This is a genomic window from Acidimicrobiales bacterium (assembly GCA_036273495.1).
Lineage (GTDB): Bacteria > Actinomycetota > Acidimicrobiia > Acidimicrobiales > JAJPHE01 > DASSEU01.
Genome location: DASUHN010000289.1, coordinates 1 through 4,965 on the forward strand (window position 1 = coordinate 1; position 4,965 = coordinate 4,965).

Below are 4,965 nucleotides of genomic sequence, written 5' to 3' on the forward strand. Positions count from 1 at the left end.
CCCACGGCGTGGTGGTTGCGGCCGGTGAGCAGGCTGGCCCGCGTCGGGGAGCACATGGCCGTGACGTGGAAGCGGTTGTAACGCAGGCCGCGGCCCGCCAGGGCGTCGATGTGCGGGGTGGCGATGTCCGATCCGAAACAGCCGAGCTGGGCAAAGCCGGTGTCGTCGAGCAGGACGACCAGTACGTTCGGGGCCAGCGGCTCAGCCCAGCTTCTCGTGCAGGAAGTCGAGGACTCCGGGCCATATCTTGCCCGCCAGCTCCTCGTCGAGGGTGCCGAGGGCGTTGTGGGGTCCCATGAAGGCGTGCCCGGTCCCGGGATGGACCGTGAACTCGACGTCCTTGCCCATCCCCCGCAGCTTGGACTCGAGGGCGCGGGCCGCGTCGGGGGAGAAGAAGTCGTCGTTCTCCGCCATGTGCCCGCGCACCGACGCGGTGAGGCCCGACCAGTCCGGCTCGGTGTCCCCCTGCGGGAAGCCGTAGAAGGGCACCGCCGCTTTGACCCTGTCTCCCCGTAGAGCGGTGAGGACGAGGGTGAGCATCCCGCCCATGCAGAACCCGACGACGCCGATGCCGTCCCCGGTCACGTCGTCGCGGCCGGCCAGGTAGTCGACGGCGCCGCTCATGTCGCGCCCCGCCCGGTCGGGCGGCAGGCTCTGCATCAGCTGGCCGGCCTTGTCCATCTCGTCGTGGCCGGCGACCTCGCCGTGGTACAGGTCCGGGGCCAGGGCCACGAAGCCGCCGGCGGCCAGCCGGTCGGCCATCTCCTTGAGGCTGGCGTCGAGGCCCCACCACTCCTGGATGACGATCAGACCCGGGCCGCTGCCCCCCGCCGGCCGGGCCAGGTACCCGCCGGCCTGCTGGCCGTTGCTCGCGAACTCGACGTTCTCACCCATGGCCGGCGAGGCTATCCGGGGACCCGCCGCCACTCCTTCGCCTGCGGGCCCTCAGCTCACGGGGGACGGGGGACCGGCCAGCGAGTCGCGGTCGAAGGACGCCACGACCTCCTTGTGGGTGCCCGGATCCAGAGGATCGCCCCCGTAGGGCTCGTACCGGTAGAGGGTGATCTCCCGGCCGTCGTCGTCGAAGTCGTCGGCGTCGACATCCAGCTCCGAGCCGTCATCCGAGAACTTGAGCCGGAAGCGCGGCACGGACCACAGCGTAACCAAGGGGTACGTTGCGGTCATCATGGCCGGTTCCGGGAGCACCGCGAGCAGCGGGAGCACGGTCCTCTACGAGCGCGACGGCCACGCGGCGACCATCACCTACAACCGCCCCGAGGTGCTGAACGCGGTCAACGGCCAGCTGCGCCAGGATCTGAACGACGCCTTCTCGCGCTTCCGCGACGAGGAGGACGCCTGGGTGGCCATCGTCACCGGCGCCGGCCGGGCTTTCTGCGCCGGGGCCGACCTGCGCGACGGGGCCGGGGCCATAGGCGAGTTCCCCGGCACCTTCTGGGAGAAGCCGACGATCAACTCCTTCGAGAGCGGGTGGGAGATCTTCAAGCCGGTGATCGCCGCGGTGAACGGTCCCTGCCTGGGCTACGGGCTCACCCTGGTCACGTGGTGCGACTTCGTGCTGGCGTCCGAGACCGCCACCTTCGGGTACCCCGAGGCCCGGCTGGGCTCGCCCGCGATGGTCGGCGCCATCCGCCTCCCCCAGCGGCTGGCGTGGCCCGACGCCATGGACCTCCTGCTGACCGGGGACTCGATCGACGCCCACCGGGCCCGGGAGATCGGGCTGGCGTGGCGGGTGGTCCCGCCCGACCGGCTCATGGACGAGGCCCGGGAGCTGGCCGGGCGCCTGCTGGCCGGGGCGCCCCTGGCCCAGCGGGCCATGAAGGAGATGGCGTTCCGGACCCGGCACATGACCTCGCCGGAGGCCATCCGCTTCGCCGAGACCATGCGCAAGGTGGCGGGCCAGACCGAGGACGCCGCCGAGGGACGGAGGGCCGCAGCGGAGCGCCGCCCGCCCCGCTGGACCGGCCGCTAGACACCTCCGACGAGAGCGCCGGCAGCGGCCAGGTCCCGGCGCAGCTCGGCCACGTCGACGGCGTGCACTCCCACCCCGGCGCGGGCCGCCAGAGCGGCGGCGGAACCGGCCGCTTCCCCTGTTGCCATGGCGGCGGGGATCTCCTTGGTGGCCTGATGGACGTAGCGGGTCGTCGATATGCACCGGCCCGTCACCAGCAGGTTGTCGACGGCGGCGGTCTTGAGGCTGCGGTAGGGGATGTCGAACCACACCCGGCGCCGGGTCCAGTGACCGGTCCGCGCCACCGCGTCCGGTAGCGGTGTGCCGGCGTCCTCCTTGGCCAGCACGTGGTCGCCGACGAGGCGGCGGCTCTCGGTGATGCCGAGCATGCGCGCGTAGTCGTCGAGCCACGCCTCCGACCACCCCGGGGTGTCCCGGCGCAGGGCGTCGAAGGTGGCCCGGGCGGCGCGCCGGCATGCCACCTCGGCGCGGGTCATGTCGTCGGGGTCGGTGGCGTCGACGCGGTCGGGCCCCGGCCCCCAGGGCACGAGCAGGCGGCCGGCGTCCAGGGTGCGGAACGCCAGCGGACCGAGCTCGGCGTCGGCGGCCACCCCTCCGACGCGGAACCACAGGTGGGGCGGGATCGGCACCAGCTCGCACTCCGCTCCGCACGACACGGCCACGTCGGCGTCACCGGTCGCGTCGACCACGACCTCGGGGATCAGCACCTCGCGGCCCCGTTTGGACTCGACCACCACGGCCCGTACCCGTCCGCCTTCGGTGTGCGTGGCGGCAAACCCGGTGTGGAGCCGCAGCCGGACCCCCGCCCCCTCGAGCAGCTCGTAGCACACGTCGACGAAGTCCTCGGGATCGAAGGCGACCGAGTAGCGCACCGACTCCGGGGCACCCCACACCAGGCCCGCCTCCTTCCAGCGGGCCACCAGCGCCGGATCCTCCGAGTCCCACTCCCCGGGAGGAGGGAATGCGGCGCGCCCCCGCGCCGCCAGACGGTCGACGACCTCCTGGCACAGCCCCGCAACCACCTGCGTGCCGGCACCGTCGTCCATCGTGAGCAGCAGGTTGATCAGCCCGACGGTGGCCAGGCCGCCCACGAACCCGGACCGCTCGACCAGCCAGGTGTCGGCGCCGCGGCGACCGGCGGCCACGGCGGCGGCGACGCCGGCACTGCCGCCCCCCAGGACCAGCACGTCCGGGCGGGCCAGCACGGACAGGTCACGGGCCGGCTCCCGCCAGACCTCCCCGTTTCGCACGTCACGAGACTGGCATGCGGGGAGTGTGGAAGGATGACCCGACTTATTGGAGCTACCGGGGGGCTGGGCGGCAGGTCCGATGAAAGTTCTGGTCGTTGACGACGAAGCCGACTACCGCTACCTGGTCGGCGTGGGCCTCGGGATCCTGGGCCACGCGGTCGAGGAGGCGGACGACGGGGAGGCGGCGTGCCGGGTCGCGAGCGAGTTCCGACCCGACATCATCCTCATCGACTACGTGCTGGTGGGGGAGAACGGGCTGCGGCTGCTGCCGAAGCTGCGCCACGCCTCGCCGGGCTCGGCGCTCGTGCTGCACACCGTGGAGCGCGAGCACACCACGCCCTACGTGGGCCATCCGGCCGGGCCCGACGGGCTGGTCGAGAAGGGCCAGGCCCCGAGCGAGCTGGCCACCGCCCTCGAGGGCATCCTCACCTACCACCGGGCCCGCAGCTCCTCGGGAGACCTGGGTCCGGCCCGACCGCCGAGCTAGCCGCCGGCCGCCAGGGCCCGCAGGCCCGCAACGGCCGTTTCGGCGGTGACGGCGTCGGGGTCGAGGCGCCGCTGCATCTCCAGGCCCACCATCAGCCCGATCATCAGCGTGGCCAGCGCCTCCGCCTCCTCGGGGCGCCGCCCGCCCGGCCCGCCCAGGACGCCCGACTCGAGGGCGGCGGCCAGGTTGCGCCGGACGCCGGCGTAGCGATCGGCCACGTGGGGCCGCACCTCGTCCTGCCGGCAGGCGTGCAGCCACAGCTCGTGCTCGAGGAGGGTCCACTCCCCCCCGCCGGGCGGAGGCGGCTCCACGAAGTTCCGCCACACCGCCCCCCAGCGCTGGTCGTGGTCGGACGTGGCGGACAGGTCGGCGACGATGGCCCGGGCCGTGCCCTCCTTCCATTCGTCGAGCAGCGCGAAGATCAGCCCGTCCTTGTCCCCGAAGTGGTCATACAGGGCCCCCGACGTGCGGTCGGCGGCGCCGGCCACGGCGTCGACCGACGCTCCGGCCACGCCCCGGTCGGCCACGACCTCCCGGGCGGCGTCGAGAAGGCGCCGGCGGGTCTCGGCCCGGCGCTGTTCCTGGGTGCGCGGGGGCATGGTGCTAGTCTAGATCACGATCGCTACGTAAATAGGGATCGCTACGTAAGGTAGGAGGGACCGTGCGTACACCTCTCTGCGATGTCTTCGGGATCGAGTATCCGATCTTCGCCTTCTCCCACACCCGGGACGTGGTGGCGGCGGTGAGCAAGGCCGGGGGGCTCGGCGTGCTCGGCGCCGTCGGCTTCAGCCCCGAACAGCTGGAGATCGAGCTGGACTGGATCGACGAGCACGTCGACGGCCGGCCCTACGGGGTCGACACGGTGATGCCGCAGAAGTCGGTCGACGTCCACGGGAGCAGCCCCGAGGACCTGGTCGGCCAGATCCGCTCGATGATCCCCGAGGAGCACAAGCGCTACGTCGAGGAGCTGATGGACCGCTTCGGGCTGCCCCCGCTGCCGGAGGGCCAGGACCCCGGTGGCGTGATCGGCTGGGCCGAGGACGTGGCCCGCCGCCACGTGGACGTGGCCTTCGGCCATCCCATCAAGCTGATCGCCAACGCCCTCGGACCGCCACCCGCGTCGATGATGGAACGGGCCCGGCGCGAGGGTGTGCCGGTCGCGGCCCTGGTCGGGGCCCGGGAGCACGCCGTGCGCCAGCTCAATGCCGGAGTCGACATGATCGTGGCCCAGGGGAGTG

8 protein-coding genes are annotated in these 4,965 nt (G+C 72.9%); 3 read left to right on the forward strand and 5 right to left on the reverse strand.

The features are described from left to right. The 3 genes from VFW24_12310 to VFW24_12320 all read right to left on the reverse strand — a co-directional run. Positions 1 to 320 (reverse strand): sulfatase-like hydrolase/transferase (locus tag VFW24_12310; GenBank protein ID HEX5267546.1); only part of this gene is annotated, 320 nt, incomplete at its 3' end. After that, positions 202 to 894: a dienelactone hydrolase family protein gene (locus VFW24_12315; protein HEX5267547.1), complete on the reverse strand. Its 693-nt coding sequence runs from the start codon at positions 892 to 894 to the stop codon at positions 202 to 204. The genes VFW24_12315 and VFW24_12310, both read right to left, overlap by 119 nt. A 51-nt stretch (positions 895 to 945) precedes the next feature. Then, complete coding sequence (locus tag VFW24_12320) at positions 946 to 1,149, reverse strand: hypothetical protein (GenBank protein HEX5267548.1); 204 nt, start codon at positions 1,147 to 1,149, stop codon at positions 946 to 948. A gap of 37 nt (positions 1,150 to 1,186) precedes the next feature. Here VFW24_12320 and VFW24_12325 point away from each other — a divergent pair, with 37 nt between their 5' ends. Then, complete coding sequence (locus tag VFW24_12325) at positions 1,187 to 1,990, forward strand: enoyl-CoA hydratase/isomerase family protein (GenBank protein ID HEX5267549.1); 804 nt, start codon at positions 1,187 to 1,189, stop codon at positions 1,988 to 1,990. Here VFW24_12325 and VFW24_12330 read toward each other — a convergent pair. Next, complete coding sequence (locus VFW24_12330; protein ID HEX5267550.1) at positions 1,987 to 3,240, reverse strand: FAD-dependent oxidoreductase; 1,254 nt, start codon at positions 3,238 to 3,240, stop codon at positions 1,987 to 1,989. The two genes, VFW24_12325 and VFW24_12330, sit on opposite strands and share 4 nt — an antisense overlap. Before the next feature lie 79 nt (positions 3,241 to 3,319). On the opposite strand from VFW24_12330, the gene VFW24_12335 reads away from it, so the two are divergent. Beyond that, positions 3,320 to 3,727: a response regulator gene (locus VFW24_12335; protein ID HEX5267551.1), complete on the forward strand. Its 408-nt coding sequence runs from the start codon at positions 3,320 to 3,322 to the stop codon at positions 3,725 to 3,727. Here the strand turns inward: VFW24_12335 and VFW24_12340 are convergent. Next, positions 3,724 to 4,326 carry a TetR/AcrR family transcriptional regulator gene (locus VFW24_12340; protein HEX5267552.1) on the reverse strand — a complete coding sequence of 201 codons (603 nt, stop codon included), beginning with the start codon at positions 4,324 to 4,326 and terminating at the stop codon, positions 3,724 to 3,726. The genes VFW24_12335 and VFW24_12340 overlap by 4 nt on opposite strands. Positions 4,327 to 4,388: 62 nt before the next feature. Between VFW24_12340 and VFW24_12345 the strand changes: the two genes are divergently transcribed. After that, positions 4,389 to 4,965, forward strand: a 577-nt coding sequence (locus VFW24_12345) for a nitronate monooxygenase (protein HEX5267553.1), incomplete at its 3' end; no start/stop codon positions are given.

Coding starts and splice junctions, on each gene's coding strand:
- VFW24_12315 (HEX5267547.1), bottom strand. CDS start 894: ATGGGTGAGAACGTCGAGTTCGCGAGCAACGGCCAGCAGGCCGGCGGG.
- VFW24_12325 (HEX5267549.1), top strand. CDS start 1,187: ATGGCCGGTTCCGGGAGCACCGCGAGCAGCGGGAGCACGGTCCTCTAC.
- VFW24_12335 (HEX5267551.1), top strand. CDS start 3,320: ATGAAAGTTCTGGTCGTTGACGACGAAGCCGACTACCGCTACCTGGTC.
- VFW24_12340 (HEX5267552.1), bottom strand. CDS start 4,326: ATGCCCCCGCGCACCCAGGAACAGCGCCGGGCCGAGACCCGCCGGCGC.